The organism is Sphingopyxis sp. GW247-27LB (assembly GCF_002277025.1).
Lineage (GTDB): Bacteria > Pseudomonadota > Alphaproteobacteria > Sphingomonadales > Sphingomonadaceae > Sphingopyxis.
Genome location: NZ_NIWD01000009.1, coordinates 187233 through 212504 on the forward strand (window position 1 = coordinate 187233; position 25272 = coordinate 212504).

Annotated in this window: 27 protein-coding genes; 6 read left to right on the forward strand and 21 right to left on the reverse strand. The window is 68.1% G+C overall.

Going from position 1 to position 25272, the window contains the following annotated elements; all coding sequences use genetic code 11:
* Positions 1-48 precede the first annotated feature (48 nt).
* The gene (locus CD928_RS13305; protein ID WP_255247163.1) at positions 49-342 is read left to right on the forward strand and encodes a hypothetical protein; all 294 of its coding nucleotides are present in this window, start codon (positions 49-51) and stop codon (positions 340-342) included.
* Between the two features lies 1 nt (position 343).
* Here CD928_RS13305 and CD928_RS13310 read toward each other — a convergent pair whose 3' ends face one another.
* The 5 genes from CD928_RS13310 to CD928_RS13330 form a co-directional block, all read right to left on the reverse strand.
* On the reverse strand, positions 344-931 hold the full coding sequence (locus CD928_RS13310; RefSeq protein WP_141237154.1) for a hypothetical protein: 588 nt from the start codon (positions 929-931) through the stop codon (positions 344-346).
* 31 nt (positions 932-962) lie between these two features.
* The gene (gene sdhA, locus CD928_RS13315; RefSeq protein ID WP_095387596.1) at positions 963-2765 is read right to left on the reverse strand and encodes a succinate dehydrogenase flavoprotein subunit; all 1803 of its coding nucleotides are present in this window, start codon (positions 2763-2765) and stop codon (positions 963-965) included.
* A gap of 1 nt (position 2766) precedes the next feature.
* Positions 2767-3171 (reverse strand): succinate dehydrogenase, hydrophobic membrane anchor protein, encoded by a 405-nt coding sequence (gene sdhD, locus CD928_RS13320; RefSeq protein WP_095387597.1) that lies wholly within the window; start codon positions 3169-3171, stop codon positions 2767-2769.
* Positions 3164-3607 carry a succinate dehydrogenase, cytochrome b556 subunit gene (gene sdhC, locus CD928_RS13325; RefSeq protein WP_095387598.1) on the reverse strand — a complete coding sequence of 148 codons (444 nt, stop codon included), beginning with the start codon at positions 3605-3607 and terminating at the stop codon, positions 3164-3166. Before sdhC ends, sdhD begins: the two co-directional genes overlap by 8 nt.
* Before the next feature lie 117 nt (positions 3608-3724).
* Entirely contained in the window at positions 3725-4693 is a 969-nt protein-coding gene (locus tag CD928_RS13330; RefSeq protein ID WP_095387599.1) for a DMT family transporter, read from the reverse strand.
* Positions 4694-4785: 92 nt separating this feature from the next.
* Between CD928_RS13330 and CD928_RS13335 the strand changes: the two genes are divergently transcribed.
* A complete protein-coding gene (locus tag CD928_RS13335; protein ID WP_095387600.1) occupies positions 4786-5274 on the forward strand; it encodes an Lrp/AsnC family transcriptional regulator in 489 nt (162 codons plus the stop codon).
* Between the two features lie 23 nt (positions 5275-5297).
* On the opposite strand, the gene CD928_RS13340 is transcribed toward CD928_RS13335, so the two are convergent.
* Together CD928_RS13340 and ald are read right to left on the reverse strand one after the other, a co-directional pair.
* Complete coding sequence (locus CD928_RS13340; protein WP_095387601.1) at positions 5298-5525, reverse strand: hypothetical protein; 228 nt, start codon at positions 5523-5525, stop codon at positions 5298-5300.
* Positions 5526-5546: 21 nt separating this feature from the next.
* A complete protein-coding gene (ald, locus tag CD928_RS13345) occupies positions 5547-6662 on the reverse strand; it encodes an alanine dehydrogenase (RefSeq protein ID WP_095387602.1) in 1116 nt (371 codons plus the stop codon).
* 209 nt (positions 6663-6871) lie between these two features.
* Between ald and CD928_RS13350 the strand changes: the two genes are divergently transcribed.
* The 4 genes from CD928_RS13350 (at position 6872) to CD928_RS13365 (ending at position 10936) form a co-directional block, all read left to right on the forward strand.
* Positions 6872-8221: a methyl-accepting chemotaxis protein gene (locus CD928_RS13350; RefSeq protein WP_095387603.1), complete on the forward strand. Its 1350-nt coding sequence runs from the start codon at positions 6872-6874 to the stop codon at positions 8219-8221.
* A gap of 165 nt (positions 8222-8386) precedes the next feature.
* The gene (locus CD928_RS13355; RefSeq protein ID WP_095387604.1) at positions 8387-9076 is read left to right on the forward strand and encodes an SDR family NAD(P)-dependent oxidoreductase; all 690 of its coding nucleotides are present in this window, start codon (positions 8387-8389) and stop codon (positions 9074-9076) included.
* Positions 9066-9968 (forward strand): subclass B3 metallo-beta-lactamase, encoded by a 903-nt coding sequence (bla, locus tag CD928_RS13360; protein WP_176473580.1) that lies wholly within the window; start codon positions 9066-9068, stop codon positions 9966-9968. Before CD928_RS13355 ends, bla begins: the two co-directional genes overlap by 11 nt.
* A complete protein-coding gene (locus tag CD928_RS13365; RefSeq protein WP_095387605.1) occupies positions 9965-10936 on the forward strand; it encodes a 50S ribosomal protein L11 methyltransferase in 972 nt (323 codons plus the stop codon). Before bla ends, CD928_RS13365 begins: the two co-directional genes overlap by 4 nt.
* A gap of 32 nt (positions 10937-10968) precedes the next feature.
* Here the strand turns inward: CD928_RS13365 and phhA are convergent, their stop codons facing one another.
* The 14 genes from phhA to recN form a co-directional block, all read right to left on the reverse strand.
* Positions 10969-11841 carry a phenylalanine 4-monooxygenase gene (gene phhA / locus CD928_RS13370; protein WP_095387606.1) on the reverse strand — a complete coding sequence of 291 codons (873 nt, stop codon included), beginning with the start codon at positions 11839-11841 and terminating at the stop codon, positions 10969-10971.
* A 50-nt stretch (positions 11842-11891) separates the two neighbouring features.
* On the reverse strand, positions 11892-12512 hold the full coding sequence (locus CD928_RS13375; RefSeq protein WP_095387607.1) for an ATP-binding cassette domain-containing protein: 621 nt from the start codon (positions 12510-12512) through the stop codon (positions 11892-11894).
* Positions 12502-13197 (reverse strand): molybdate ABC transporter permease subunit, encoded by a 696-nt coding sequence (modB, locus tag CD928_RS13380; protein ID WP_095387608.1) that lies wholly within the window; start codon positions 13195-13197, stop codon positions 12502-12504. Before modB ends, CD928_RS13375 begins: the two co-directional genes overlap by 11 nt.
* The gene (gene modA / locus CD928_RS13385) at positions 13197-13961 is read right to left on the reverse strand and encodes a molybdate ABC transporter substrate-binding protein (protein WP_095387609.1); all 765 of its coding nucleotides are present in this window, start codon (positions 13959-13961) and stop codon (positions 13197-13199) included. The genes modB and modA overlap by 1 nt, the downstream gene beginning before the upstream one ends.
* Before the next feature lie 6 nt (positions 13962-13967).
* On the reverse strand, positions 13968-14633 hold the full coding sequence (locus CD928_RS13390) for a Crp/Fnr family transcriptional regulator (RefSeq protein ID WP_095387610.1): 666 nt from the start codon (positions 14631-14633) through the stop codon (positions 13968-13970).
* Between the two features lie 56 nt (positions 14634-14689).
* A complete protein-coding gene (locus CD928_RS13395) occupies positions 14690-16036 on the reverse strand; it encodes a PepSY domain-containing protein (RefSeq protein WP_095387611.1) in 1347 nt (448 codons plus the stop codon).
* A gap of 13 nt (positions 16037-16049) precedes the next feature.
* Positions 16050-18050 carry a TonB-dependent receptor gene (locus CD928_RS13400; protein WP_095387612.1) on the reverse strand — a complete coding sequence of 667 codons (2001 nt, stop codon included), beginning with the start codon at positions 18048-18050 and terminating at the stop codon, positions 16050-16052.
* A gap of 70 nt (positions 18051-18120) precedes the next feature.
* Positions 18121-18522 carry a DUF2946 family protein gene (locus tag CD928_RS13405; protein ID WP_095387613.1) on the reverse strand — a complete coding sequence of 134 codons (402 nt, stop codon included), beginning with the start codon at positions 18520-18522 and terminating at the stop codon, positions 18121-18123.
* A gap of 61 nt (positions 18523-18583) precedes the next feature.
* Positions 18584-19753, reverse strand: a complete 1170-nt coding sequence (locus CD928_RS13410; protein ID WP_095387614.1) for a sterol desaturase family protein — start codon at positions 19751-19753, stop codon at positions 18584-18586.
* Positions 19754-19864: 111 nt separating this feature from the next.
* The gene (gene ligA, locus CD928_RS13415) at positions 19865-22009 is read right to left on the reverse strand and encodes an NAD-dependent DNA ligase LigA (protein WP_095387615.1); all 2145 of its coding nucleotides are present in this window, start codon (positions 22007-22009) and stop codon (positions 19865-19867) included.
* The gene (locus CD928_RS13420; protein ID WP_369679307.1) at positions 22006-22401 is read right to left on the reverse strand and encodes a putative quinol monooxygenase; all 396 of its coding nucleotides are present in this window, start codon (positions 22399-22401) and stop codon (positions 22006-22008) included. Before CD928_RS13420 ends, ligA begins: the two co-directional genes overlap by 4 nt.
* Positions 22398-23087: a GNAT family N-acetyltransferase gene (locus tag CD928_RS13425; RefSeq protein WP_095387616.1), complete on the reverse strand. Its 690-nt coding sequence runs from the start codon at positions 23085-23087 to the stop codon at positions 22398-22400. Before CD928_RS13425 ends, CD928_RS13420 begins: the two co-directional genes overlap by 4 nt.
* Entirely contained in the window at positions 23084-23461 is a 378-nt protein-coding gene (locus CD928_RS13430) for an endonuclease domain-containing protein (RefSeq protein ID WP_255247164.1), read from the reverse strand. Before CD928_RS13430 ends, CD928_RS13425 begins: the two co-directional genes overlap by 4 nt.
* A gap of 136 nt (positions 23462-23597) precedes the next feature.
* The gene (gene recN / locus CD928_RS13435; protein ID WP_095387617.1) at positions 23598-25265 is read right to left on the reverse strand and encodes a DNA repair protein RecN; all 1668 of its coding nucleotides are present in this window, start codon (positions 25263-25265) and stop codon (positions 23598-23600) included.
* Between the last annotated feature and the right edge of the window lie 7 nt (positions 25266-25272).

A 25272-nucleotide genomic window follows, 5' to 3' on the forward strand; every position in this document is an offset into this window, starting at 1 on the left:
TTCGCCTATCGTGCGAGGCTCGACTGAACCGGGCGCAAGGTGGGATTGATGGCGACTCGCCGTTCGATGGGTGAAGCAAGTGCCGCGAGCGTGGCGAATATCTCGCGCACCCGCCGCGCGCAGCTCGTCGCCGAGTTCGAGGGCGAGCTGGGCATCGATCACAAGGCGCGCGCCAAGGCCGCCTATGAGGCGCGGCGATGGCAGGTCATCAAGACGATCATCGTCTGGACCATCGCGATCATGTTCTTCCTGATCGCATGCCAGAAATTGTGGCTGATGGGGCTCGAGGTCGACCAGCCCTTTTCCGACCTCGACCCGATGAAGAGCCTGTTCGGGGAATAGATCAGTTCGCAGGCCGAGGCTGCTTGAAGCGCTCGGGCACGACACTGCGGCCGAGAGAGTCCTTCGAAAAAATGTCGGGCGGCACGTCGGAACTCAAATAGACTGCCCAATTGGTGAGCAGCCGCTGTCCACTGTGATCCGAAATCGTCGCGCCCAGCAAAGCTCCATTTTTGTCCACGTCATAAGTCCGGATGAAATTGGGATCGCGAATGACAAGATGCGTGGTCGGCCCGAAACGGCTTTCGCGCTTGCCCTCGATCCGCGCCGACAGGATCGGCGTGTTGGCCTCGATCCCGCACGCGGCCTTCGCCACCGACATATTCTCTATCAGCTTGCCTTTGCGAAGATCGGCATAGCTGCCCCTCATCGCCGCGCAATCGGCGACAATCCGGTCCCGCGGCGTTTCCACCCGATGCAATGTACCGTCGTGATACTCTGCCGACCACTCCTCGACAATCCGACCGTCGGAACGACGAATCCGGTTCAGGGTGACGAGCGAGTAGCGGGCAGTCGTCTCGCGCGTGAGTGCAATCAACCGCTGTGCGCCATCCGACGTTTGCCCTATGGCGGTCCCCGTCCCGAGCAGCACGAAAGCGCCCAGCCCAAGGGAGCCCAGCGTCTCAATAAACCCGCGCCTTCGGCTTGATATATTCGACGTCGTCCGACAGCGTATATTCGTGGACGGGGCGGTAATCGAGTTTCACGCCGCCGCCCTTGCCGCCCCAGCCGTCGAACCAGCTGACGGTGTGCTTCATCCAGTTCGCGTCGTCGCGGTTCGGGAAATCCTCGTGCGCGTGGGCGCCGCGGCTTTCCTTGCGGTTGAAGGCGGAGTGCATCGTCACCGTTGCCTGCGCGATCAGATTGTCGAGCTCGAGCGTTTCGACGAGGTCGGTGTTCCAGATCAGGCCGCGGTCGGTGACATGAACGTCCTGCATCCGCGCATAGGTCCTGGCGAGCTTTTCCTTGCCCTCGGCCATCAGCTCGTCGGTGCGGAACACCGCCGCGTGCTGCGACATGGCGCGCTGCATCTCGGTGCGGATTTCCGCCGTCGGCGAACCGCCGTTGGCATTACGGAAATGGTCGAGGCGGCCGAGCGCGAGATCGGCGCTATCCTTGGGCAGTGCGGGCTGCGCGGCGCCGGGCTTGATCAGTTCCTTCAAGCGATGCCCGGTCGCGCGGCCGAAGACGACGAGGTCGATCAGGCTGTTCGAACCCAGGCGGTTCGCGCCGTGGACCGACACGCACGCCGCCTCGCCGACCGCGAACAGGCCGGGGACGACATGTTCGGGATCGCCGTCCTTCAGCGTCACGACTTCGCCATGATAGTTGGTCGGAATGCCGCCCATATTATAATGGACCGTGGGCACCACGGGGAGCGGCGCGCGGGCCAGATCGACCCCGGCGAAAATCTTGCCGCTTTCGGTGATGCCCGGCAGGCGTTCTGCCAGCACCTTCGGGTCGATATGGTCGAGGTGCAGGTAGATATGGTCCTTGTGCGGACCGACGCCGCGGCCTTCGCGGATTTCGAGCGCCATCGAGCGCGACACGACGTCGCGCGACGCAAGGTCCTTCGCCGAGGGGGCATAGCGTTCCATGAACCGCTCGCCTTCGGAGTTGGTGAGATACCCCCCCTCGCCGCGTGCGCCTTCGGTGATCAGCACGCCGGCGCCATAGATGCCGGTCGGGTGGAACTGGACGAATTCCATGTCCTGCAGCGGCAGGCCGGCGCGCAGCACCATGCCGCCGCCGTCGCCGGTGCAGGTGTGCGCCGAGGTCGCGGTGAAATAGGTGCGGCCGTAGCCGCCGGTCGCGAGCACGACGGCCTGCGAACGGAAGCGATGGATGCTGCCGTCCTCGAGGCACAGCGCGACGACGCCGCGGCACGCGCCATCCTCCATGATCAGGTCGAGCGCGAAATATTCGACGAAGAAGTCCGCGTCATATTTCAGGCTCTGTTGATAGAGCGCGTGGAGCATCGCGTGGCCGGTGCGATCGGCCGCGGCGCAGGTGCGCTGCACCGGCGGGCCTTCGCCCATATTCTGCATATGGCCGCCGAACGGGCGCTGATAGATGGTGCCGTCCTGGTTGCGGCTGAACGGCACGCCCGCGTGCTCAAGCTCGTAGACCGCCTGCGGCGCCTCGCGCACCATATATTCGATCGCGTCCTGGTCGCCGAGCCAGTCGGAACCCTTGACGGTGTCGTACATGTGCCATTGCCAATGGTCGGGGCTGTTGTTGCCGAGGCTCGCGGCGATGCCGCCCTGCGCCGCGACGGTGTGGCTGCGCGTCGGGAACACCTTGGTGATGCACGCGGTCTTCAGGCCCGCTTCGGCGCTGCCCATCGTCGCGCGCAGGCCCGATCCGCCGGCGCCGACGACGACGGTGTCATAGCTGTGGTCGATAATCTTATAGGCTTCGGTCATCTTACATGCCCCCCGGGCCGAGCGCGGCGGGCGCCAGAGCGATCCGGATAATGGCGAAAATCCCGTAGGCCGCGCCGCCGATCGCGTAGAAGTTCAGGATGACGAGCGACAGCAGGCGCGTCGCTTCGCCGTGGACATAATCCTCGATCATCACCTGGAGGCCGAGGCGAAGATGCCAGAAGACGCTGGCGACCATCAGGATCAGGCCGAGCGCAACCGTCGGATTAGACGCCCAGCGGGTGACCGCGCCATGATCGGTGAGCGGCAGGCGCAGAAGCGAGACGACGAACCAGGTAACCAGCAGCAGGTTGCCGAGCGCGGTGAAGCGCTGCTGCAGCCAGTGGCCGGTGCCGTGATGCGACGGGCCGAGGCCGCGCACACGGCCGAGACGCGTACCATTACCCATTGATCGTCCCCGCAAAGATAGTGAGCCAGGTCGCGGCGGTCGCGAGGATCGCGCCGACGAAGACCGCGATCGACCACCGCCGGTTTGTCTTCAGTTCATAGCCCGCGCCGGTGTCGAGAACGAGATGGCGAAGCCCCGAGAAGAGATGCTGGAACAAGGCCCAGGTCAAGCCGATCAACACGACCTTCCCCAATATATTGGTGACCATGTGAAAGGTGCCGCCGGCGGGATCGTGCCACACGCAGGCGACGAACGCCGCATATGCGTCGGGACCCGCGGCGATCGCGCCGAGCCACCAGAGGAACATCAGCGCCCCGACGATCGCGAGCCCGTCGCCGGTTATGCGGTGGAAGATCGAGACCGCCATCGACGGCGCCCATTTATACACCCCGAGGTGTGGAGAGAGCGGTCGCCCGCCCGGTTCCTTGCCAGCCATATCAGCCCCGTATCTTCTGACTCTATCCGGTCGATGCGGGCCGGTTAAGCCTTCCCGCCGCGATATGCAATTGCTTAGGGGGCGAATGGGGAAAATTTGCCTCGCGACGCCGGGCGCTCAGCTCGCGAGCGCGGCGGGCGGGTGCCGGCGGTGCGCGGCGATGCAGGAGAGGACGCTGGCGACGACCAGCGCGAACGCCGCCACTTCGAGCGGCGTCGGCAGCCGCCCTTCCCAGGCGAAACCATAGAGCAGCGCGAAGAGCGTTTCGAACAGGATCATCTGCCCGATCATCGTCAGTGGCAGCAGGCGGCTCATCCGGTTCCACAGCGCGTTGCCGGCGATCGAGGCGAGAAGCGCGACGCCGACCGACACGCCCGCGAAGCGAAGCCAGGTGGCCGTGTCATGGCCGATCGGCTCGAGGAGCAGCGCGAGCGGGATCAGCGCCAGCGCCTGCGCGCCGGTGACGACGCCGGTCAGCAGGTTCCAGTCGTGCGCCGAGACATGATCGAGGCGCGCGAGGCAGCGGCTGTTGCCGACCGCATAGGCGGTCCACGACACGAGCGCTCCCACCGCGCACAGCAGACCGACCCTTCCCGCGCCGCCATCGTCCGACGCCGGCGCGCCGATCGCCTGCCAGCCGATGCAGGCCGCTCCCGCCGCGCAGAGGAGCAGCGACGGCGCGAGGCGCGCCAGCGGAACGGCGCCGTGATCGCGGCTGCCGATCAGGGTGACCGCGACCGGCAGGAAGCCGATGACGAGCGAGGTCATCGCGATCCCGCCCGCCTGCACCGCCGCCGAAAGAAAGATGTAATAGAGGGTGTTCCCCGCGAGCGCGAGCCAGCCCAGCACCACCCAATCGCGGCGCGCGAGCCGGCCGGCCAGCGTGCGCCAGCGCGGCGCGATCAGCACCGACGCGATCGCGCCGAAGGCGAGATAGCGCCCGATCGCGAGCTGCAGCGGGGTGAAGCCGCGCACCAGTTCGGGCGCGAGGAACACCAGCCCCCACAAGGCGCCCGCCCCCATGCCGCACGCGAGGCCGGCTCCGATTCGATGCGTGCCGGACGCGCCGGCGATGGCGATGCTCATGGCGATCCTTGCTGTCGATGGGCGGGGGATAGCATCGACGAAGCGAGCGAAGGACGCTTGCTTCGGGGATAAAATGCAACAAATACTCGGCTATGGGCCGACCCAGAGCATCCGGCGAGCGCAGGCTCGACAGCTTCGACCGCGCGATCCTGCGCATCCTTCAGCGCGACAACAAGACGCCGCAGCGCGAAATCGCCGAAGCGGTGAACCTGTCAGCGGCGGCGGTGCAGCGGCGCATCGCCGCGATGGAGGCGGCGGGGATCATCGAACGCAATGTCGCGATCGTCGACACCGGCGCCCTCGGCATGACGATCACCGCGGTCGTCGAGGTCCATCTGATCGACGAGCGCCCGCCCACGGTCGACGGCGCGAAAGCGCTGTTCCTCGCGGCGCCGGAAGTGCAGCAATGCTATTATGTGACCGGCGGGATCAGCTTCGTGCTGGTGATCGTAACCCGCGACATGATCGAATATGAAGCGATCAGCCGGCGCCTGTTCGCCGACAATGACGCGGTGGCGAGCTTTCGCAGCCTGATCGCGCTCAGCCGGGTGAAGACCGGCGCGGAGATATGGATCGCCTGAGCGCGTTCAGCGGCCTCGCCGCGTCACTTGATCTTGTCGCGGTTCGCGTAGAGCAGCGCCGCGATCACCGCCGCCGATCCGATGCCGAGACCCGCGGCGGCTTTCCAGCCACGCCCGCGCTTGCCGCCCTTGGCCTCGGCCTCCGCCGCTTCGAGGGCTTCCTGCTGCTCGTGGCGCTCGCGCGCGGCGCGCAGCACTTCATTTTCCTCGTCTTCGTTCGGGGGAGGAGTCGGCTGGCCTTGGTCCGTCATTTGTCTTCTCTACTTTCTTGCTCAACTTAGCGCCTGGTCGACGGGCACATAGTCGGTTCCGATCGCTTCGGCTACCGCCTCGAACGTCACCTTGCCATTCCAAACGTTCAAGCCCTGCGCAAGATGCACGTCACGGCGCAAAGCCTCTTTCCAGCCGAGGTCGGCGATGCGCAGCGCGTGCGGCAGCGTGACGTTGTTGAGCGCATAGGTGCTGGTGCGCGCGACCGCGCCCGGCATGTTGGCGACCGCATAATGGACGATGCCGTCGACCACGTAGGTCGGCTCGGCGTGCGTCGTCGCATGGCTCGTCTCGAAGCAGCCGCCCTGGTCGATCGCGACGTCGACGAGCACCGATCCGGGGCGCATCGTCTTCAGCATGTCGCGGGTGACGAGCTTGGGCGCCTCGGCTCCCGGGATCAGCACCGCGCCGATGACGAGATCGGCATCGGCGACGCATTCGGCGAGGTTGGCGCGGTTCGAGAAGCGGGTCTTCGCCCGCGATTCGAAGAAGGTACCGACGCGTTCGAGCACTTCGGGATCGCGGTCGAGGATGGTGACATCGGCGCCGAGCCCGGTCGCCATCTGCGCCGCGTTGAAGCCGACGACGCCGCCGCCGATGATGCACACCTTGCCCGGCGCGACGCCGGGGACGCCTCCGAGCAGCACGCCGCGGCCGCCGTGCGCCTTTTCGAGCGCGGTCGCGCCGGCCTGGATCGACATGCGCCCCGCGACCTGACTCATCGGCTTGAGGAGCGGCAAGCCGCCGTGCGGGCTGGTCACGGTTTCATAGGCGATGCACACCGCGCCCGACGCCATCAGGTCGCGCGTCTGCTCGGGGTCCGGGGCGAGGTGGAGATAGGTGTAGAGGATCTGGCCGGGGCGCAGCATCGCGCGCTCGGCCGGCTGCGGCTCCTTCACCTTCACCACCATCTCGGCCGTCGCGAAAATCTCGGCGGCGGTCGCGACGATCTCCGCGCCCGCATCCTCATAGGTGCGGTCGTGCGCGCCGATGCCTTCGCCCGCCCCGGTCTCGACCAGCACGCGGTGGCCGTGCACGACCAGCTCGCGCGCGCTTTCGGGGGTCAGGCCGACGCGATATTCGTGATTCTTGATTTCCCTGGGGGTGCCGATGATCATGGTTTCGTCTCCGACCGGTTTCACCTGCAACCAATAACCGCGCCGCGCCCTCGAAGTATAGCGCTCATCGGTGCTCCAATCACCAAATTCGCCCTGCCGGGTTAACGGCGAATTTACCGGTTCCGCAGCATATCCCGTTCACCAGTTTCGCGGACGCAGGCGGACGGCAGACGCCGCGCATCCAAGATTTGGCCTCGGGGGACGGGATCATGGTGAAGGACAATCCGATTCATAAGCAGCAGATCGATCCGGTGCTGATGGCCGATCGCTTTCCCTATTACGACCTCGATGGCCGGCTTGCCGCGGATGCGCGCGAGATCGCCGAGATGGTGGTGGGCCACGAGGAGCCGATCGGCCGCGCCTATTGGACCGCCTTCAACGCGCTGCCCCACGTCCGCAAGGCCGAAGGCGAACTGCTCGAAGCCTATGTGCGCGGCAGCACCCGGCACATGCTGGTCAAATATTCCGATCCCGCGGGCCAGGAATCGGCGACGATCGCCTGCCAGAACACCCATATGGCGCTGCGCGTCGGCGTGCCGCTCGCCTCGGTATTGTCGTGCCTCGGCGAAAGCCAGCGGCTGACCATCGAGCATGTCGTCCACGCCTGCGCCGGCGACACCGACCGCATCGTCCGGCTGACGAGCGCGATCAACCGCCTCGCGCTGCTCGAGATGGACATCATGCAGACCTATGCCGAAAAGCTGGAGCGCGCCGCGATCTCGAGCGAGCGCCAGGCGCTGGCGGGCGATTTCGACCGCTCGATCGCGACGCTGGTGCAGGACACCGACGGAGTGCGCCAGCAACTCGCGAGCCAGGCCGAATCGGCCGATCTCGCGGCCAAAGGCATGATCGCCAAGACGAGCGAGGTCGCCGCGGCGTCCGAGCAGTCGGCGATCGCGATGCGCGAGGCGGCGTCGACCGCCGCCGGGCTGATCCGCGCGATCGAGGATGCGCGCAGCGAGGTCGAAGCCTCGGCCAGCGTCGCGACCCGCGCGTCGGAACAGGCGGGCGAAGCGGTCGCCATGTCGGAAGCGCTGTCGCGCCACGCCGAATCGATCGAATCGATCCTCGGCCTGATCCGCGAGATCGCGGGACAGACCAACCTTCTCGCCCTCAACGCCACGATCGAGGCGGCGCGCGCCGGCGAATCGGGCCGCGGCTTCGCAGTCGTCGCGCAGGAAGTGAAGAGCCTCGCCAACGAAACCGCGCGCGCGACCGACGATATCGCGGGCAAGATCACCGCGATCCAGCAGGCGACAAAGGGTTCGGTGAGCGCCAACCAGTCGATCCAGGCGACGATCGTCGAGGTCCAGCAATCGGCCGAACGCATCCGCGACGCGATGGACGCGCAGGCGCAGACGGTCACCTCGATCACCGCCGCGGTCGACGAGACCGCGCTCGCCGCCGATTCGATGTCGTCGACCATCGCCAGCATCCGCAACGATTCGGGAATGGTCGCGGGCGAGATCAGCGTGCTGAGCGAGAAATTCGCCAAGATGGGCGAGCGGCTCCAGTCGCTCGAACAGGCGGCGAGCGAGTTCAGCCGCCGGGTGGCTTGACGAAGGCAAGAATTTTCAAAACCCGTTCGTGCTGAGCCTGTCGAAGCACCGTTCTTCCCTTCCACGCCCGAAGAAGGAAGAACGGCCCTTCGACAGGCTCAGGGCGAACGGAATTTTTTGACCGCCCCTTTTGCGCTGAACCTCGCCGGCCGCTAAAGCCGCGGCATGACACATATCCTGATCACCGGCGCGAGCCGCGGCATCGGCGCGGCGATCGCCGATGCGCTGACCACCGACGCGACGAAGGTCGTCGCGCTTTCCAGCGCCGACGGCGACCTTGCAGACCCCCACGCTCCCGCGCGGCTGTGGGCCGAAAGCCTCGATCGCCTCGACGGCCGCATCGACGTGCTGATCAACAATGCCGGAGTGTTCGAGACCAATCCGATCGACAAAAGCGATGCCGACTGGCTCGCCGGCTGGAATCGCACGCTGGAGGTCAATCTGACCGCAAGCGCGCAGCTCTGCCGCCTCGCGGTGCGCCACTGGCAGCAAGGCGCGCGCGGCGGCCGCATCGTCAATATCGCGAGCCGCGCCGCCTATCGCGGCGACAGTCCCGCACACTGGCATTATGCGGCGTCGAAGGCGGGGATGGTCGCGATGACCAAGACGATCGCGCGCGCCTATGCCCGCGAGAATATCCTCGCCTTCGCCATCTGCCCCGGCTTCACCATGACCGGCATGGCCGAGGAGTATCTCGAAAGCCGCGGCGGCGACAAATTGCTCGCCGATATCCCGCTCGGACGCGTCGCGATGCCAGAGGAGATCGCCGAGATGGCGCGCTGGTGCGCTCTCGCCGCGCCGCCCTCGATGACCGGCGCGGTGCTCGACGCCAATGGAGCAAGCTATGTCCGGTAAACCCATGCTGTTCGCCGCGCTGCTGCTCGCAGGCTGCGCGTCCCAGGCCGAAGCGCCCGCTTCCGCACCCGCCGCGCCCACAGGCCAGGCGCTTGCCGCCGCGTGCGAAGGCCGCGACGGCTGGAGCGATCCCGCGCCGCCCGCGAAGATCTTCGGCAACAGCTATTATGTCGGCACCTGCGGCATTTCGGCGGTGCTGATCGACGCGCCGGGCGGGCTCGTGCTGATCGACGCGGCGACCGAGGAGGCCGCGCCCGCGATCCTCGCCAACATCCGTGCGCTGGGCTTCGACCCGAAGCAGGTGCATACCCTGCTCGCGAGCCACGAGCATCTCGACCATGTCGGCGGGCTCAGGGCGCTGCAGGATGCGACCGGCGCGAAAATCTATGCGCGCCATGAAGCGGTCGCCACGCTGACGAGCGGCGAGCCCGAAGCGCGCGACCCGCAGCGCGGCGCGATCCCGCCCTTCCGCGGCGTGAAGATCGCGGGCGAGCTCCGCGACGGCGAGGCGCTGCCGATTCCCGGCCTCGACCTGACGCTCCATGCGACGCCCGGCCACACGCCGGGGAGCACGAGCTGGACGTGGCGGTCGTGCGAGGACAGCGACTGCCGCACCATCGCCTATGTCGACAGCCTGAGCGCGGTGTCGGGCGACGACTACCGCTTCACCGACCATCCCGATTATGTCGCAATGATGCGCGCGACCTTCGCAAAGGTGCCGGCGCTGCCCTGCGACATATTGATCACCCCGCATCCGGGCGCGAGCGACCTGTTCGCGCGCCTCGCGGGCGATGCCCCCCTCGCCGACCCGGGCGGCTGCCGCACCTATGCCGCCGAGGCCGCGAAACGGCTCGCCGATCGGCTGGCGAAGGAAGCCGCGGGCAAGCCATGAGCTGGCTCGTCTCGCTCCCCTGCACCCGCGATGAGGCCGAGGCGCTGTCGGGCGAGGTGCCGGCACTCGACGCGCTGCCCGATGCGCCGGTGGTGGTGACGCGCGAGATCGACGAAGCGGCCGCGCGCTGGCAGCTCGACGCCTATGTCGAGGCGCCGCCGAGCGCCGCGCTCATCGAAACGTTGCGCGCGCTGGTGCCGAGCGCGAAGGGCGCCGCGCCCACGGTCGAGGAGCTGCCCGAGGAGGATTGGGTGACGCTGAGCCAGCAGGGGCTCGAACCCGTGCAGGCCGGCCGCTTTTTCGTCCATACGAGCAGCCATGCCGACCGCGTGCCGCCGGACGTCGTGCCCTTCCTGATCGACGCGAGCCAGGCCTTCGGCACCGGCGGGCACGACACGACCGCGGGATGCCTGTCGATGCTCGACCGGATCGCGCGGGCCGGCGCGGCGCCGCGCAATATCGCCGATATCGGCACCGGCACCGGACTGCTCGCCTTCGCCGCGCTGGCGCTGTGGCCGCGCGCCCGGGCGATCGCGTCGGACATCGACCCCGCGAGCATCCTCGTGACGCGCGACAATGCCGCGATCAACGGCGTCGCGCTCGGTCGAGGAGGCGGCCGGCTCGCGCTCGCGGTCGCGCCGGGAACCGATCATCCCGCAATCCGCCACCGCGCGCCCTACGATCTGGTCGTCGCAAACATCCTCGCTGGCCCCCTCATCACCCTCGCCCCCGACATCGCCGCCGCGACCGCGCCCGGCGGCCACGCGATCCTCGCGGGCCTGATCGCGCGGCAGATGGAACCGGTGCTCGCCGCCTATCGCGCGCAGGGATTCCGGCTTGCGGGCCGGGGCGGGAGCGCCGAATGGCCGTGCCTGCTGCTGGTCAAGCGGCGGCGCTATGGTTGGCGGCGCAAGGAGCGCGCGCTGCACCGCGCGAACCCGTCGGACGCGACGTTCGGGAGCTGGTGAGACTTCCCCTTCAGGGGAGAGGGCGTCGTTGGTCACCCGCTCTTCGCCAGCGCATAATCCTGCGTGCCGCGCGTAATCACTTCATCCTCGCCCAATATGTCGGCGATCGGGATCGACGGTAGCGCGGCATTGGCCGCATAGAGCGGTGCAAAATCGGTGTTCACCGTCACGTCGAGCAGCTGGTCCAGACTGTCGATGACGAAATAATTCTGCTGGAAATCGTCGATCCTGTAGTCGGTACGCATCACGCGGGCGAGGTTGAAGCCGATGCGGTTCGGGCTGTCCGAATCGAGCGCGAAAACGCTTTCGGCATAGGAAGAGACGATCCCCGCTCCATAGATGCGAAGCCCCCCGGCCTCGCGGATCAGGCCGAATTCGACCGTGTACCAATAAAGCCGCGCAAGCTGTTTCAGCGCATCGAATTTCAGGCTGCGCAGGCCGCCCTCGCCATAGGCCTGCATATAGTCGCCGAACACCGGGTCTGCGAGCATCGGAACATGGCCGAAGACGTCGTGAAAGACGTCGGGTTCCTGCAGATAGTCGAGCTGTTCGGGGGTGCGGATGAAATTGCCCGCGGGAAAGCGCCGGTTCGCGAGATGATCGAAGAAGACGTCGTCGGGAACCAGCCCCGGCACCGCGACCACCTGCCACCCCGTCGCTGCCGTCAGCCGCGCGTTGAGGTCGCGATAGTCGGGGATGCCCGGCTTTTCGAGCCGCAGCACGTCGATGCCGCGCAGAAAGGCCTCCGACGCGCGGCCCGGCAGCATCGCCGACTGGCGCGCGAAAAGGCGGTCCCACATCGCATGCTCGTCGGCGGTGAACGCCTCCCAGTCCTGCGATATCGTCCAGTCGGGCGCGGCGCCCGGCGGCGGCGTGTCATGGACATGGGTGTCGGGATTCTTCATGCGCAACGGGCTATCACAAAACTGGTTTCAAGTGAAACTTTAAGTCGACCTCACCCATCGAGCGCGATCACCTCGGTCGCCAGCCGGTCGACCTCGGCGCGGTCGTGGCTGACGTAGAGGATCGGCAGTTTCAGCTCGTCGCGGATGCGCTCGATCACCGCCATGATGTCGCCGCGCCGCGCCGCATCGAGCGACGACAGCGGTTCGTCCATCAAAAGGATTTCGGGCCCGGCAAGCAAAGCGCGGCCGATCGCGACGCGCTGCGCCTCGCCGCCCGACAGGCTGCGCGGCCAGCGATCGAGCAGATGCCCGATGCCGAGGAAGGCGGCGGCTTCGTCGAGGCCCATCCAGCGGTCGCCCGGCGCCGCGAGCTGGTGCCCGTAGAGCAGGTTGGCGCGCACCCGCCGGTGCGGAAAGAGGCGGCCGTCCTGAAAGACATAGCCGATCCGCCGCGCCTCGGGCGGCAGGTCGACATCGTCACCGAAAAGCGTGCGGGTGCCGATGCGGATATGCCCGCGATCGGGCCGCAGCAGCCCCGCGACCATGGCCAACAGGCTGGTCTTGCCGACGCCCGAGGGACCGAAGAGCGCGGTCAGTCCCGGCCCGGCGGTGAAGCGCGCCGCGATGATGCGCTCGCCGCGGCGCTTTTCGACGTCGATATCAATCGCCATGCCGCTGTCTTTCGGCATGGGTGCGGCGGACGAGCCATTCGGAGAGGATCAGCGCGCCGAGCGACAGCGCGACCGAGAACAGCGCGAGCCGCGTCACCATCGCCTCGGCCCCCGGGATCTGGAGCGCCGAATAGATGGCGAGCGGCAGGGTTCGCGTCTCGCCCGGGATGTTCGACACGAAGGTGATCGTCGCGCCGAATTCGCCGATCGAGCGCGCGAAGCCGAGCACCAGCGCCGCGAGCACGCCCGGAAATGCGAGCGGCAGGCTGATCGTCCAGAAGGCGTGCCAGCGGCTTGCCCCCAGCGTGCGCGCCGCACCCTCGAATCGCCGGTCGATCGCCTCGATCGACAGCCGCATCGCGCGCACCATCAGCGGCAGCGCCATGATCGCCGCCGCGAGCGCAGCGCCGGTCCAGCGAAACATCACGCTCACCCCGAACCAGCTTTCGAGCCAGCGCCCGATGGGCCCGAGCGGCCCGAAGGCGAGCAGCAGCAGCCAGCCGGTGACGACGGGGGGCAGGACGAGCGGCAGGTGGACGAGGCCGTCGAGCAGCACGCGGCCCGGAAAGCGGTAGCGCGCGAGCGCCCAGGCGAGCGCGAAGGCGAGCGGCAGCGTCGCGAGCACCGCGACGCCGCCCACCTTCAGCGACAGCGCGACGATGCTCCATTCCTCGGGTGAGAGCATCAGGGGGCCGAAAAGCCGTGCCGCGCGAAGATCGCGCGCGCCTGCCGCGACAGCAGGAAGGCGCGGAAGGCCGTGGCATCCTTGTGCCGCGAAGCCTTCAGCACCGCGACCGGATAGCGGATCGGCGGGTGGCTCGACGCGGGAAAGGTGCCGATGACGCGAACCGCGCGCGAGGCTTTCGCGTCGGTCGCGTAAACGATGCCGAGCGGCGCGGCGCCGCGCTCGACCAGCGCCATCGCGGCGCGGACATTCTCGGCCGGGGCGAGCCGCTCCGCGACCCCGCGCCAGACGCCGAGCGACGTCAGCGCCGCCTTCGCATATTTGCCTGCCGGCACCGCGTCGGGATCGGCTACCGCGAGCCGCCCGCCGCCGAGCGCGCGGGCGATCGGAAAGCCGCGCGCCGGCGTCAGCCGGACCCTGCTCCCCACCGGCGCGATCAGCACCAGCCGGTTGCCGAGCAAGGTCGTGCGCGTGCCGCCGCGCAGCAATCCCGCCTTCTGGACCGCGTCCATCCATGGCTCGTCGGCCGACAGAAAGAGGTCGGCGGGCGCCCCCGCCATGATCTGCCGCGCCAGCGCCGAGGAAGCCGCAAACGACAGCACCGGCCGGGCATGCCCCTGCGCCGCCCAGGCATCGGCCGCTTCGGTCAGCGATTCCTGCAGACTCGCCGCCGCGAGCACCAGCGGCCCGCGGTCGGCGGCGCTCGCGGTGGGCGCGAGCAGCAGCGCGGCGAGAAACAGGCAAAGAGAGCGGAGGAATGCCATAGCGTCCTAGCTATAACGAGCGCTGTCGCTCTGCGAAAGCGATGCGGTGATCCGAATCCGGCCATAGCCGCGCTCGACCAGCCCGCGCGCGGTCAGATCGCGCAGTGCCACCCCCAAAGTGACGCGCGAGACGCCGAGCAGGTCGGCGAGCTGCTGCTGGGTCGCGCGCACCGTGCAGCGGTCGGACGCGTCGGCCGCCATCGCGGCGAGCAGCCGCGCGAGCCGGTCGGCGGTCGGCAGCCGCCGCGCGGCGTCGATGATGTCGAGCGTGACCGCGAGCTGGCGCGACAGGCTGCGGAGAAGCAGTTCGGCCCAGCCGATGTCGTCGGCCATCAGCCGGCGCAGCAGCGGCCGGTCGATCGCGATCAGCCGCGCCGGGCCGCTGGCGATCGCATCGGCCTGACGCGGCACGCCGGTGAAGAAGGCGAGCTCGCCGAAGATGTCGCCGGGGCCCAGCACGGCAAAGGCGGTGAAGCATCCGTCTTCGGCATGGCGCCCGGCAAGAACATTCCCCTCGCACACCACCCAGAAAGCGTCGCCCGGATCGCCCTGATGCTGCACGAACTGACCGTCGGCGAGACTGCGCATCGGCGCCATCGCCGCCAGCCGCTCGCGCTCGGCCTGCGAAAGCCCGGTTCGCTCGGCGAGCGCGAAATGGTAACTTCTTTGCATTCCACTCGGGAATTGCGGCAGCGAGCGGCAAAACGCGAGCGCCCCTTCCCTGTCGATCAGCTCCTCACCGCCATCCCGAGCCAGCGTGCCGCCCGCGGCAGGCGCGGCAGCAGCAGCCGGTCGACGAACCAGAGCAGGATCAGCGATGCCGCGAGCAACGGCAGAAACGCCGCGAGCAGCAGGAGGATCGCGGCGACGCCCTTGAGCTTCGCCGGATCGCGCGGCGGCGCGGGCGCACCGAGCGCGCCATCGGGCCTCCGCCGCCGCCACATCAGAAAGCCCGTGACGGCGAGCAGGATCATCCCGAGCGCCGTCGCCACGCCGATCAGCTGGCTGACGACACCGAAGAGCGCGCCCTCGTGCCACGCGATGCCGATGCCGACGACGCGGTCGATGACATGCTTGTCGGCGAAACCGCTGCGCGTCACCTCGATCCCCGTTTCGGGATCGTAGCTGACCGATCGCACGTAGGGACGGTTCTGCGTCAGCGTGGTCAACGTCCAGACATCGCCGTTGGGCGGCCCGAACAGATTGGGGGCGCCCGGCGGCTGGACGATCGCCGGCGCGGGCATCGCCTCGCCGCGCGCGCGAAGCAGGATGGTGTCGAGCGGCACGCGCGCCGAAGCGGTCGGCATGGGCATCGCCATCTCCGCCATCGCGCCATGATCGTGCGCGGCATGACCGCCGAGACCCCCCTTCCAGTCCCGCGGTCCTGCGACCCAACCCATTTCGGCGCGCACCGCGTTGAAGCCGGTCGCCCAGACATCGGTCCACGGCAGCGCGGTGGTCAGCAGCACCAGCGCGAAACCCGAAACCCAGAAACCGGTGACCGCGTGGAGATCGCGAAGCGCCGTCCGCCCGCCAAGCGACACGCGCGGCCAGACCACACCCGCCAGCCCGCGCCCGCGCGGCCACCAGAGGTAAAGGCCGGTGAGAATCAGCACCATCGCCCAGCTCGCGGCGAGCTCGACGAGGATGCCGCCGCCGACCCCGAGCAGCAACGTGCCGTGGATGCGCTGCACCACCGCCGACAGCCGCCGCTCGGGGTCGATCGCGCCGAGTATCCGGCCCCGCGGCGAGACGCCGACATCGCGCATCGTGCCGTCGGCGAGCCCGATATGGACGACCGCGGCGTCGCCGGGCGCCGCGGGGATACGATAATAGTGGAAGCGCGCGCCCGGAAAGGCCGCGAGCGCCGCCGCCACCTGCGCGTCGGCATCGACCGTTTGCGCGGCAGGCAGGTCCCGCCATGCACGTTCTTCCCAGCGGTCGGTCTGCGGCTTGAACAGATAGATCGCGCCGGTCGCCGACAGCAGCAGGACGAAGGGAATGACGAACAGCCCGGCATAGAAATGCCAGCGCCAGATGGTGCGATAGAGCGGGAGCTGGTTGACGTCCGCCATCCCCATTCTCCCCTTAGAAGCGCGCGCGCAGGCCGGCCGAGACCGCGCGGCGCTCGACCGGATAATAGATCGCCGAGGTGTCGGTCACGTCGATCGCCGCGCTGATGTCGCCGATCGCCCTTTTTCCCGTGATGTTGCGGACGTCGAGGAAGGCGTCAATGCCCTCCCCCACGCGCGCGCCGACGGTGAAGCCGAGCAGCGCGTAGCCAGGAGTGCGAACGCGGCCCCGGTAATCGGCGAAGGGCCCCTGCGGCACCCATTCGACGTTGGGCGCGACGTGCAGCGCGTCGGTGCCGAGGCGCATTTCGGCGCGATAGACGTGGCGCGGGACGACCGGCAGGCGGTTGTCGCCATAGACGGCGTCGCCGCGGAAGCGGAAGTCGCTGTAGGTATAGACCTGCCGCAGCCGCAACCAATCGGCGGGATTCAACTCCAGCGCCGCCTCGATCCCCTCGTGACGCGTCTTCCCGGCGTTGAAGGTCGCGGCCGGGACATCCGCCTCACCCGGATTATATTGCAGCAGTTCGCCCTTGATGTCGGCGCGGTAGAGCGAAAGGTCCCAGCTCAGCATCCCTCTCCGGCCGCGCGTACCGATTTCCGCTGTCCACGCGCGCTGCGGATCGAGCGGGACGAAGGCCGATGTCTGCGCCAGTTCGATGAAGCCCGGAAATTCGACCGAGCGGCTGTAGTTGCCGTAGATCTGTACCCCCGGCGCGGGTTCGAGCAGCACCCCGAACTTGGGCGAGAAGGCGTCGAAGTCGGCGCGACCTTCATTGTCGACCGGACCGTTGTTGAAGGCCTCGCGCTGGCGCCGCATGCCGTCGGCATAAATGCCGCCCGCGATCAGCGACAGGCTGTCGACCGGCCTCAGCCGGATCTCCCCATAGAGGGTCGCGGTGCGGGCATCCTGCTGCGCGTCGAAGGTCTTCGCGCCCCGCCGACCCGCAATGTTGACGAAGCGCCGCGAATGGACGTCGCCGACGCGCAGTTCGCCGCCGAGGGTCGCCTCGACCGATCCGGCGGCATAGTCGAGACGGAAGAAGCCGCCGCGATCGAGGCTCTTCTGGTCGATGAGCTGATAGATGGGATGGTGGAGCCTCTTCGTGTTGACGAAGACGCCGAGGTCGAGCTGCGCGGCGCCCAAATCGAAGCGGGTGCGGTTCTGGAGCCGCAGCGATTCGATATCGCGCGCCTGATCGCCAGCGACGCTGCCGACATTGGCCTTGCGCGGCGTGGTCAGCGCCTCCCCTAGGGTCAGGGCGCCGGGCAGTTCCTGATCGATATTATTGTAGCTCGCGTAGAGACGCGTCGTGATTCTGTCGGTCAGCGCGAGCCCGGCATTGCCGTGGAAGCGCAGGCTGCGCCGCCGCGCATGGTCGCGGTCCCCGTCCGACGTGTCGGCGCTGACCGCGCCCCACGCATCGACGCGCTCGCCCGCGACACCCGCCGACACCAGCCCCCGCAGGCTGTCGAAGCTGCCGCCGTCGGCGCGCAGATAGATGCCGCGCGCGGTGCGTCCGGTCGGCGTCACGCCATTGATCGCACCGCCGAGCGTTCCCGAGCCGAAACGCAGCGCATTGGCGCCGCGATAGACCTCGAGATGATCGAAGAAGATCGGCTCCAGCTCCTGGAAATCGCCATTGTCGTCGGCGAGGTTGATTGGCACCCCGTCCTGGAGCAGCGTCAGACCGCGCATATGGTATCCGCGCGACAAACCCGAGCCGCGGATGGAGATCCGCACCTCCTGCCCGAAGCGCGGCTGGAGATAGACGCCGGGCGAGAAGGCGAGCGTGTCGCGCAAGCTGACGATCGATTTGTCGGCATAATCCTCATAGCCGACGATATCGGCGCCGCCGGGCGTCTTCGCCGCGCGCACCTCGGCGGCGTCGGTTCCGGTGGTGGCGGTGACGATGATGGTCTGGTCGCTCTCGGCCGTTTCGGCATGGGCGAGCATTGGAACGAACGTGATGGCGAGCGCCAGCAAGGGCGCCACGCAGGTAACAGGGCTTTGCATCGATAATCCTTCGCTTGAATGCAGGCAGGAGCCGGCGCGCGCAGGCGCGCGCCCGGCCGGTCAGGCTGATTCAGGCGAAGGCGGGTGGTCCGGTGCTCGGCGGCAGCGGCGAGGCGATGCCCGGCGCATAGCCGAGCGCGGGAATCGCGGCGGGGGCGGGCGCGGCCCTTGCGAGCGCCTCGGGCAGCGCGGGGGTGTCGGGAACGATCGGCGCAACCGCGAGCGCGCCCCACGGGCAATGCTGGTCCTGCGCCGCGTCATGATCGCCGACCTTCTCGCCATCTCTCTCGAGCGCGATGGTCAGCGTCGCGCCCGGGTTCGCGGGGTCCGAACAGACGCGGACGGTGATCGACCCGCCGCTGTCGGTTTCGATCATCCACCCCGGCGCGACGAGCACGCGCGCCGCGAGCGCGAGCAACGCGGGCAGCAGGAGCAGGATGCCGGGACGGCGAAAGGCGGCGAGGATGCCCACGGTGCGTGGCCTTATGGCGTGGGGCGAGGCGGCGCAAGCGGACATAATGTCCACGCGCCCCTTATTCCGCCGGCGTCTCGTCGGTCTTCTTCCCCGTCCGCGTCCACGGATAGAGGAACTGGCCCCAATAGGCCTTCGGCACATCCTCGGGGATGCCGTAATTCTGGGGCCAGCGATCCTTGGGCAGATGGAAGGTGCCGAAGATCTTGTCGAGCCAGGGGAAATGGATCGCGAAATTGACGTCGAACGCCTCGCGTTCGAGCCCGTGGTGCCAGTGGTGGAAACGCGGGGTCGCGAGCCAGTGGCCGAGCCGGTTGAAGCTGCCCCCGACATTGGCGTGGAGCAGCGATGACCAGACATAGACGAAACCGATATAGGCCTGCATCACCGAGGGCGCGAAGCCGAGCGTGAACAGCGGCAGCGAGGTGATCGAGCGCAAGAGGATGATCTCGACGAAGTGCATCCGCGACCCCGCGAGCCAGTCCATCGACTTCGCGCTGTGGTGGATCGCGTGGAATCCCCACAGGAAAGGGAATTTGTGGAAGCTGCGGTGGAACCAATATTGCACGAAATCCGACGCGACGAGGACGATGGCGAACTGGACGATCCACGGCAAGGACGCGACCCCGGCGCGGAACGCCGCCCAGCTCGACGTATGGTCGTTGACGAAGGCCTGCGGCGCGAGCGCGAGAAAGCTCAGTATCTGCACGAACATCGTGCTGACCAGATAATAGAAGAGATCCTCGCGCCATTCGGTGCGGAACAATCTTTGAGCACGCCGGTGCGGGAAAGCGCGCTCGAGCGGGGCGAACATGAAGCCGGTGACGAGCAGATTGACGATGAAGAAGTCGAGCCCGAAGAAAATGCCCCAGTCGCGCGTCTCGGCGGGCTGGACATTGGCGCCGCCGAGCAGCGCCGCGACGAGCCCGATCATCAGCGCGGTCAGCCCGAGCACTTTCCGGGGACGCAGCAAGAGGCTGAGCAGCGCAAGGCCGTAGCTGACGAGCAGGATCAGATGGACGAAGCCGCGAAAGCCGGTCCAGTTCTTGACGATTTCGAGTTCGGGGGTCGCGAACCAGTCGGGAAAGCGCAGCGCGATGACCAGAAAGAAGCCGGTGATCGCGAACAGCAGACCGAAGAAGCCCGACAGCCAGCCGCTGCCGAAACGCCGCACCTCGGTATGCGATTCGAGGTCGCGCATGAGCGTGTTCAGATAGTCGCGTCTGGCCATTCTCTCCGCCCCCAACTCTCGTCATGCCGGACTTGATCCGGCATCCATTCTCGCCAAGCCGTGATCGACCCCGGATCAAGTCCGGGGTGACGAAAAATACTGATCAAAGCGCTAACCCGCCGCCTCCACGATCTTCGCCCACTCCGCCTCGTCGATCACCTTGATTCCCAGCGCAGCCGCCTGCTTGAGCTTCGACCCCGCGCCGGGGCCCGCGACGACGAGGTCGGTCTTCGCGCTCACGCTGCCGGCGGCCTTGGCGCCGAGCTTTTCGGCCTGCGCCTTCGCCTCGTCGCGGCTCATCGTCTCGAGCTTGCCGGTAAAGACGACGGTCTGGCCCGACACCTCGCTGTCGCGCGTCTCGACCACATAGGGCGGCGGCGCGACTTCGGAGAGGAGGTCGTCCCACAGCGCGCGATTGTGCGGTTCGTGGAAGAAATCGCCGAGCGCCTCACCCACCGCGACGCCGATGCCGTCGGCGCGGACTTCGAGGATCGACTTGATCGCCTCGACCTTGCGCGCGAGATATTTGCCGTCCGATTCGCCCTCGGCCCGCGGGTTGGCGTCGAGATAGCCATGGATCTCGGCCGCCTTTTCGGGGAGCCGCGACAGCTCGCCCAGCCCTTTCAGCAGGTCGCGCGCGGTGACCGCGCCGACATGGCGGATACCGAGCCCGAAGAGCAGCCGCGCCGCGTCGGGTTGCCGCTTCGCCTCGATCGCGGCGAACAGATTGTCGACCGACTTGTCCTTCCACCCCTCGCGGCCAAGCAGTTCATCGCGATGATCCTTCAGCCGGAAGATATCGGCCGGCCCCTTGTCGAGCCAGCCCAATTCCAGAAACTCCGCGATGCTCTTCTCGCCAAGCCCCTCGATATCGAGCGCACCGCGGCTGACGAAATGCCGGAGCCGCTCGAACTTCTGGGCGTTGCAGATGAGGCCGCCGGTGCAGCGCACGTCGACCTCGCCTTCCTCGGCAACCGCCTCGCTGCCGCACACCGGGCAATGGTCGGGAAAGGCATAGTCCGCCCGCGCCTCGTCGCGCGTCAGATTCTCGACCACCTGCGGGATGACGTCGCCCGCGCGCTGGACGACGACACGGTCGCCGGGCCGCACGCCGAGGCGGCCGATCTCGTCGCGGTTGTGCAGCGTGACGTTCGACACCACCACCCCGCCGACGGTGACGGGGGTAAGCCGCCCCACCGGGGTCAGCTTGCCGGTGCGGCCGACCTGGATGTCGATGGCCTCCAGCGTCGTCTGCGCACGCTCGGCGGGGAATTTATGCGCGATGGCCCAGCGCGGCGCCTTGGCGACGAAACCCAGCCGCGCCTGCCAGTCGAGCCGGTCGACCTTGTAGACGACGCCGTCGATGTCATAGGGCATGTCAGCGCGCTCGGCCTCGATCGCGCGATAATGGTCGAGCACCGCCTCGACGCTCTCGAAGCGCTCCAGCAGCGGCGACACGGGGACGCCCCAGCCCTCGATGCGCTTCATCATCGCGAATTGCGTCGCCTCGGGCACGTCGCTGACCTCGCCCCAGCCGTGCGCAAGGAAACGCAGCGGGCGCGACGCGGTGATGCTCGCGTCCTTCTGGCGCAGCGAGCCCGCGGCGGCGTTGCGCGGGTTGGCGAACTGGCGCGCCTTTTCGGGGTCTTCGGCCTCGGCGAGCAGCCGTTCGTTGAGCGCGGCGAAATCGGCCTTGGCCATATAGACCTCGCCGCGAATCTCGAAGACGTCGGGGGCATCACCCTTCAGCGTCTGCGGAATATCGGCGATCGTACGCACGTTCGGCGTGACGTCCTCGCCTACCGTCCCGTCGCCGCGCGTCGCGGCCTGCACCAGTTCGCCCTTCTCGTAGCGCAGCGAGCAGGACAGGCCGTCGATCTTGTCCTCGGCGGTCAATGCAACCGCCTCGTCCCCGTTCAGATTGAGGAAGCGCCGCACCCGCGCCACGAACTCCGCGACATCTTCGGCCGCGAAGGCGTTGTCGAGGCTCATCATCCGCTGCCGGTGCGCGACCTTGGCGAGCGGCGACGCCTCGACCGCGGCGCCGACGAGCCGGTTCGGGCTATCGGCGCGGATCAGGTGCGGGAAGGCAGCCTCGATCGCATTGTTGCGCCGGACGAGCGCGTCGTAATCGGCGTCGCTGATCTCCGGCGAATCCTCGGCGTGATAGAGCTTGTTGTGGTGCGCGATCGCCTTCGCGAGCCGCATCAGTTCGTTGGCGGCTTCGGCCTCGGTCAGCGATTCGACATCTTTCATGCGCCGGCTTTTGCCACCGGCTTGAACTCGGCGCGAGACCCAAATCCCGCAATCAGCGGCCGCCCCTTCGCGATCGCCGCCTGCACCGCGGGCAATTGCAGCGACGCCGCGTGCGCCGCCTTGTCGGCCCACAGCTCGACGATCCACAGCGCGTCGGGGTTTTCGGCGTCCTCGCCGACCAGATAGGCGAAATTGCCCGGCATCGCATCGGTGCCCTCGGTCAGGATCGCGGCGAGCGCGGCGCGCTGCCCCGGCCGCGCGATCATCTGGCCGATCAGGCCATATTGGGGATGCGCTTCTTCCATGATCTTCTCCAAAGCCCGCAGGGACCGCACGGGCATCACCGCCGCGAAGGCGGCCAGCGCGGCAAGGTGCGTGCGCCGGTCGATCACCGCGCAATCACCAGCACATGCACCTGCCGCCGGATGCGAAAGCCGAGCGATTCATAGAGCGCGATGGCGCCGGCATTGTCGGCATAGCTGTGCAGGAACGGCTGTTCGCCGCGCGCGACCATCGCGCGCATCACATGGCCGATCAGCGCGCGCGCATAGCCGCGTCCGCGGCAATCGGCCCAGGTCGCCACGCCGCTGATCTCGGCCATGCCGGGCATCAGCATGCGCTGCCCCGCCATCGCGAGCAGGCGGCCGCCCTCGCGAATCCCGAAGAAGGGACCGTAGCGATGCGTCGTCGGGCCCCATGGTCCCGGCTGCGCATGCTCCGCAAGCGTCGCCATCCCAACCGCATCGGCATCGGACAGCGATAGCATCGGCGGCTCGCTATCCCGCGCCGCCGGCGGCGCACCCTCGGCGACCATCTGCGCGAGCACGGCGCGCTTCACCTCGCGCGTGCGGGGCGGCACCGGCCACGGATCGCCCTCGACGATCCATAGCTCGCCATCGTCGGGCACGAGCGCAGCCAGCGCCGTCTGCGCCTCGGCGCTCCGATCCGCGGCGGCTCCGAACGGTCCATAGCCCCGATCGATCCGCACCGCCGCCCGGCGGTCCCCCTCGGCCAGATGCACCTGCCGCCCGGTAAGCATGCTCCAGACTGGGCGGTCGAGGGGGTGGGGCGCGGTCATGATAGAGTGTTGCCCGACGACCATCGGTCGGGCGCTCGGCAGGCGACATCTTCGATATGTTGCAGAACACCGTCCATGTTGCCGAGCACGTCCTCGTTGGTCACGCGAATGGTCCGATAGCCATATTGCGCTGCTATCTGGCGGTCCAGCGCGGCATCCCGTTCGCGATCATGTGTATTGCCGTCGATTTCGATGATAAGCCCTTTTGCCGGGCAGAAGAAATCGGCGACCCGGTTGCCGATCGTCGCCTGCCGCCGGAATTTCAGTCCACCCAGCTTTGCGCCGGATAGATAGCGCCACAACCGCTTTTCGGCCTCCGTAGGCTCTCGCCGCATTGCAGCAGCGCGTTCAAGCATGGTGCGGCGGCTGACCATTATAAGCCCCTCCTCTTCAGAGGAGGGGTTGGGGTGGTGGACGCCGGTGCGGGGCACCACCCCGCTGCGACTAACGAGCAAAGCTCGTAAGTCTCGCTGCCCCTCCTCTGAAGAGGAGGGGGCATGTGCCTCCGACTCACACCACCTCCAGCAATCGCTCCGCCTGCGCGCGCGCTTCCGCCGTCACTTCGGCACCGGAGAGCATGCGGGCGATTTCCTCGCGGCGGCCGGCGGGGTCGAGGGCGCGGACGCCCGTTCGTGTCACCGTTCCCTCGCTCGATTTGGCGATGACGAAATGCGCCGCGCCCTTGGCGGCGACCTGCGGGCTGTGAGTCACCGCGAGCAATTGCTTGCCCGCGCCTGCCAGCCTGGCGAGCCGCTCACCGATCGCGCTCGCGACCGCGCCGCCGACGCCGCGGTCGATCTCGTCGAAGATGATCGTGTCGGCACCGCCCTCCTCGGCGAGCGCGACCTTGAGCGCGAGGATGAAGCGCGAGAGTTCGCCGCCGCTCGCGATCTTCGCCAGCGGCGCGAAGGGGGCGCCAGGGTTGGTCGAAATGAGGAATTCGACGCGGTCGATTCCGTCTGCCCCCCAACGCTCGGCGGGAAGCCGTTCGACGAGCGTCTGGAAGCGCGCGGCGTCGAGCTTCAGCGGGGCGAGTTCGCTCGCCACCGCAGCATCGAGCCGCGCCGCCGCCCTGACGCGCTGGCCGGAGAGTGCGGTCGCCGCGTGGGTATAGGCCGCCACGGTCTCGGCGACCGTCGCCTCCAGCTTCGCAAGCCCCGCGCTTCCGCCCTCGATCGCGTCGAGCCGAGCCGCGAGGTCGCCCGCGAGCTGCGGCAGCTCGTCGGGCTGGACGCTATGCTTGCGCGCCATCGCGCGCAGTTCGAACAGCCGCGTTTCGGCCGCCTCCAATCGCTCAGGATCATATTCCATCGCGCGCGCCGCTTCGTGCAGCTTCGATTCGGCCTCGTCGGCGTCGATGATCGCGCGGTCGAGGCTGGCGAGCGCCTCGGCGAGCAGCACATGATCGCCCGCGAGTCGGTCGAGCCGCCGCGCCGCGCCGCGCAGCAGCGCCGGGCCGCCCGCGCTGCCGTCGAAGGCTTCGAGGATGGTGGCGAGATCGCCCGCGATCTTTTCGCCCTTCTGCATCGCGGCGCGCGCTTCGGCGAGTTCGGCCTCTTCACCGGGCTGCGGCGCGAGCGCCGCGAGTTCGGCGACGCAATGTTCGAGCCATTCGCGGTCGCGCTCCGCCTCGCTCACCGCAGCCTGCGCCGCCGCGAGCTTCGCCTCGGCGGCGCGCCAGGCGGCGTGCGCTTCGGCTACCGCGCCGGTGTCGGCGCGCGCATAGGCGTCGAGCAGCGCGCGATGCCCCGCGGGCGCGAGCAGGCCGCGATCGTCGTGCTGGCCGTGGATTTCGACCAACTGTCCGCCGACTTCGCGCAGCAGCGCCGCCGAGCAGGGCTGGTCATTGAGAAAGGCGCGGCTGCCGCCGTCGGCCCTCAGCGTGCGGCGGATCAGCAGCGGCTCGCCGGATTCGAGCGCGATGTCGTTGTCGGTGAGCAGGTTGGCGAGCGGCGTGCCGGAGCCGGGGGCTCGGAAGCTCGCAGTGACCTGCGCCTTGTCGGCGCCCTGCCGCACCAATCCGGTGTCGGCGCGCATCCCGAGCGCCAGGCCCAGCGCATCGAGCAGGATCGATTTGCCCGCCCCCGTCTCACCGGTGAGCACGCCGAGTCCGGCCTCGAAATCGAGGTCGAGCCGTTCGATCAGCACGATATTGGCGATGGAGAGCGCCGTCAGCATGACCCGC

Excerpts from the sequence above, each read along its gene's own strand:
- CD928_RS13430 (WP_255247164.1), bottom strand. The coding sequence starts at position 23,461 with ATGGTCAGCCGCCGCACCATGCTTGAACGCGCTGCTGCAATGCGGCGA.
- phhA (WP_095387606.1), bottom strand. The coding sequence starts at position 11,841 with ATGAAGAATCCCGACACCCATGTCCATGACACGCCGCCGCCGGGCGCC.
- CD928_RS13395 (WP_095387611.1), bottom strand. The coding sequence starts at position 16,036 with ATGGCGGACGTCAACCAGCTCCCGCTCTATCGCACCATCTGGCGCTGG.
- CD928_RS13330 (WP_095387599.1), bottom strand. The coding sequence starts at position 4,693 with ATGAGCATCGCCATCGCCGGCGCGTCCGGCACGCATCGAATCGGAGCC.
- CD928_RS13355 (WP_095387604.1), top strand. The coding sequence starts at position 8,387 with ATGACACATATCCTGATCACCGGCGCGAGCCGCGGCATCGGCGCGGCG.
- CD928_RS13375 (WP_095387607.1), bottom strand. The coding sequence starts at position 12,512 with ATGGCGATTGATATCGACGTCGAAAAGCGCCGCGGCGAGCGCATCATC.
- sdhD (WP_095387597.1), bottom strand. The coding sequence starts at position 3,171 with ATGGGTAATGGTACGCGTCTCGGCCGTGTGCGCGGCCTCGGCCCGTCG.
- bla (WP_176473580.1), top strand. The coding sequence starts at position 9,066 with ATGTCCGGTAAACCCATGCTGTTCGCCGCGCTGCTGCTCGCAGGCTGC.
- modA (WP_095387609.1), bottom strand. The coding sequence starts at position 13,961 with ATGGCATTCCTCCGCTCTCTTTGCCTGTTTCTCGCCGCGCTGCTGCTC.
- modB (WP_095387608.1), bottom strand. The coding sequence starts at position 13,197 with ATGCTCTCACCCGAGGAATGGAGCATCGTCGCGCTGTCGCTGAAGGTG.
- sdhA (WP_095387596.1), bottom strand. The coding sequence starts at position 2,765 with ATGACCGAAGCCTATAAGATTATCGACCACAGCTATGACACCGTCGTC.
- CD928_RS13390 (WP_095387610.1), bottom strand. The coding sequence starts at position 14,633 with ATGCAAAGAAGTTACCATTTCGCGCTCGCCGAGCGAACCGGGCTTTCG.
- CD928_RS13365 (WP_095387605.1), top strand. The coding sequence starts at position 9,965 with ATGAGCTGGCTCGTCTCGCTCCCCTGCACCCGCGATGAGGCCGAGGCG.
- sdhC (WP_095387598.1), bottom strand. The coding sequence starts at position 3,607 with ATGGCTGGCAAGGAACCGGGCGGGCGACCGCTCTCTCCACACCTCGGG.
- CD928_RS13400 (WP_095387612.1), bottom strand. The coding sequence starts at position 18,050 with ATGCAAAGCCCTGTTACCTGCGTGGCGCCCTTGCTGGCGCTCGCCATC.
- CD928_RS13410 (WP_095387614.1), bottom strand. The coding sequence starts at position 19,753 with ATGGCCAGACGCGACTATCTGAACACGCTCATGCGCGACCTCGAATCG.
- ald (WP_095387602.1), bottom strand. The coding sequence starts at position 6,662 with ATGATCATCGGCACCCCCAGGGAAATCAAGAATCACGAATATCGCGTC.
- CD928_RS13335 (WP_095387600.1), top strand. The coding sequence starts at position 4,786 with ATGGGCCGACCCAGAGCATCCGGCGAGCGCAGGCTCGACAGCTTCGAC.
- CD928_RS13305 (WP_255247163.1), top strand. The coding sequence starts at position 49 with ATGGCGACTCGCCGTTCGATGGGTGAAGCAAGTGCCGCGAGCGTGGCG.
- recN (WP_095387617.1), bottom strand. The coding sequence starts at position 25,265 with ATGCTGACGGCGCTCTCCATCGCCAATATCGTGCTGATCGAACGGCTC.
- CD928_RS13340 (WP_095387601.1), bottom strand. The coding sequence starts at position 5,525 with ATGACGGACCAAGGCCAGCCGACTCCTCCCCCGAACGAAGACGAGGAA.
- CD928_RS13425 (WP_095387616.1), bottom strand. The coding sequence starts at position 23,087 with ATGACCGCGCCCCACCCCCTCGACCGCCCAGTCTGGAGCATGCTTACC.
- ligA (WP_095387615.1), bottom strand. The coding sequence starts at position 22,009 with ATGAAAGATGTCGAATCGCTGACCGAGGCCGAAGCCGCCAACGAACTG.
- CD928_RS13350 (WP_095387603.1), top strand. The coding sequence starts at position 6,872 with ATGGTGAAGGACAATCCGATTCATAAGCAGCAGATCGATCCGGTGCTG.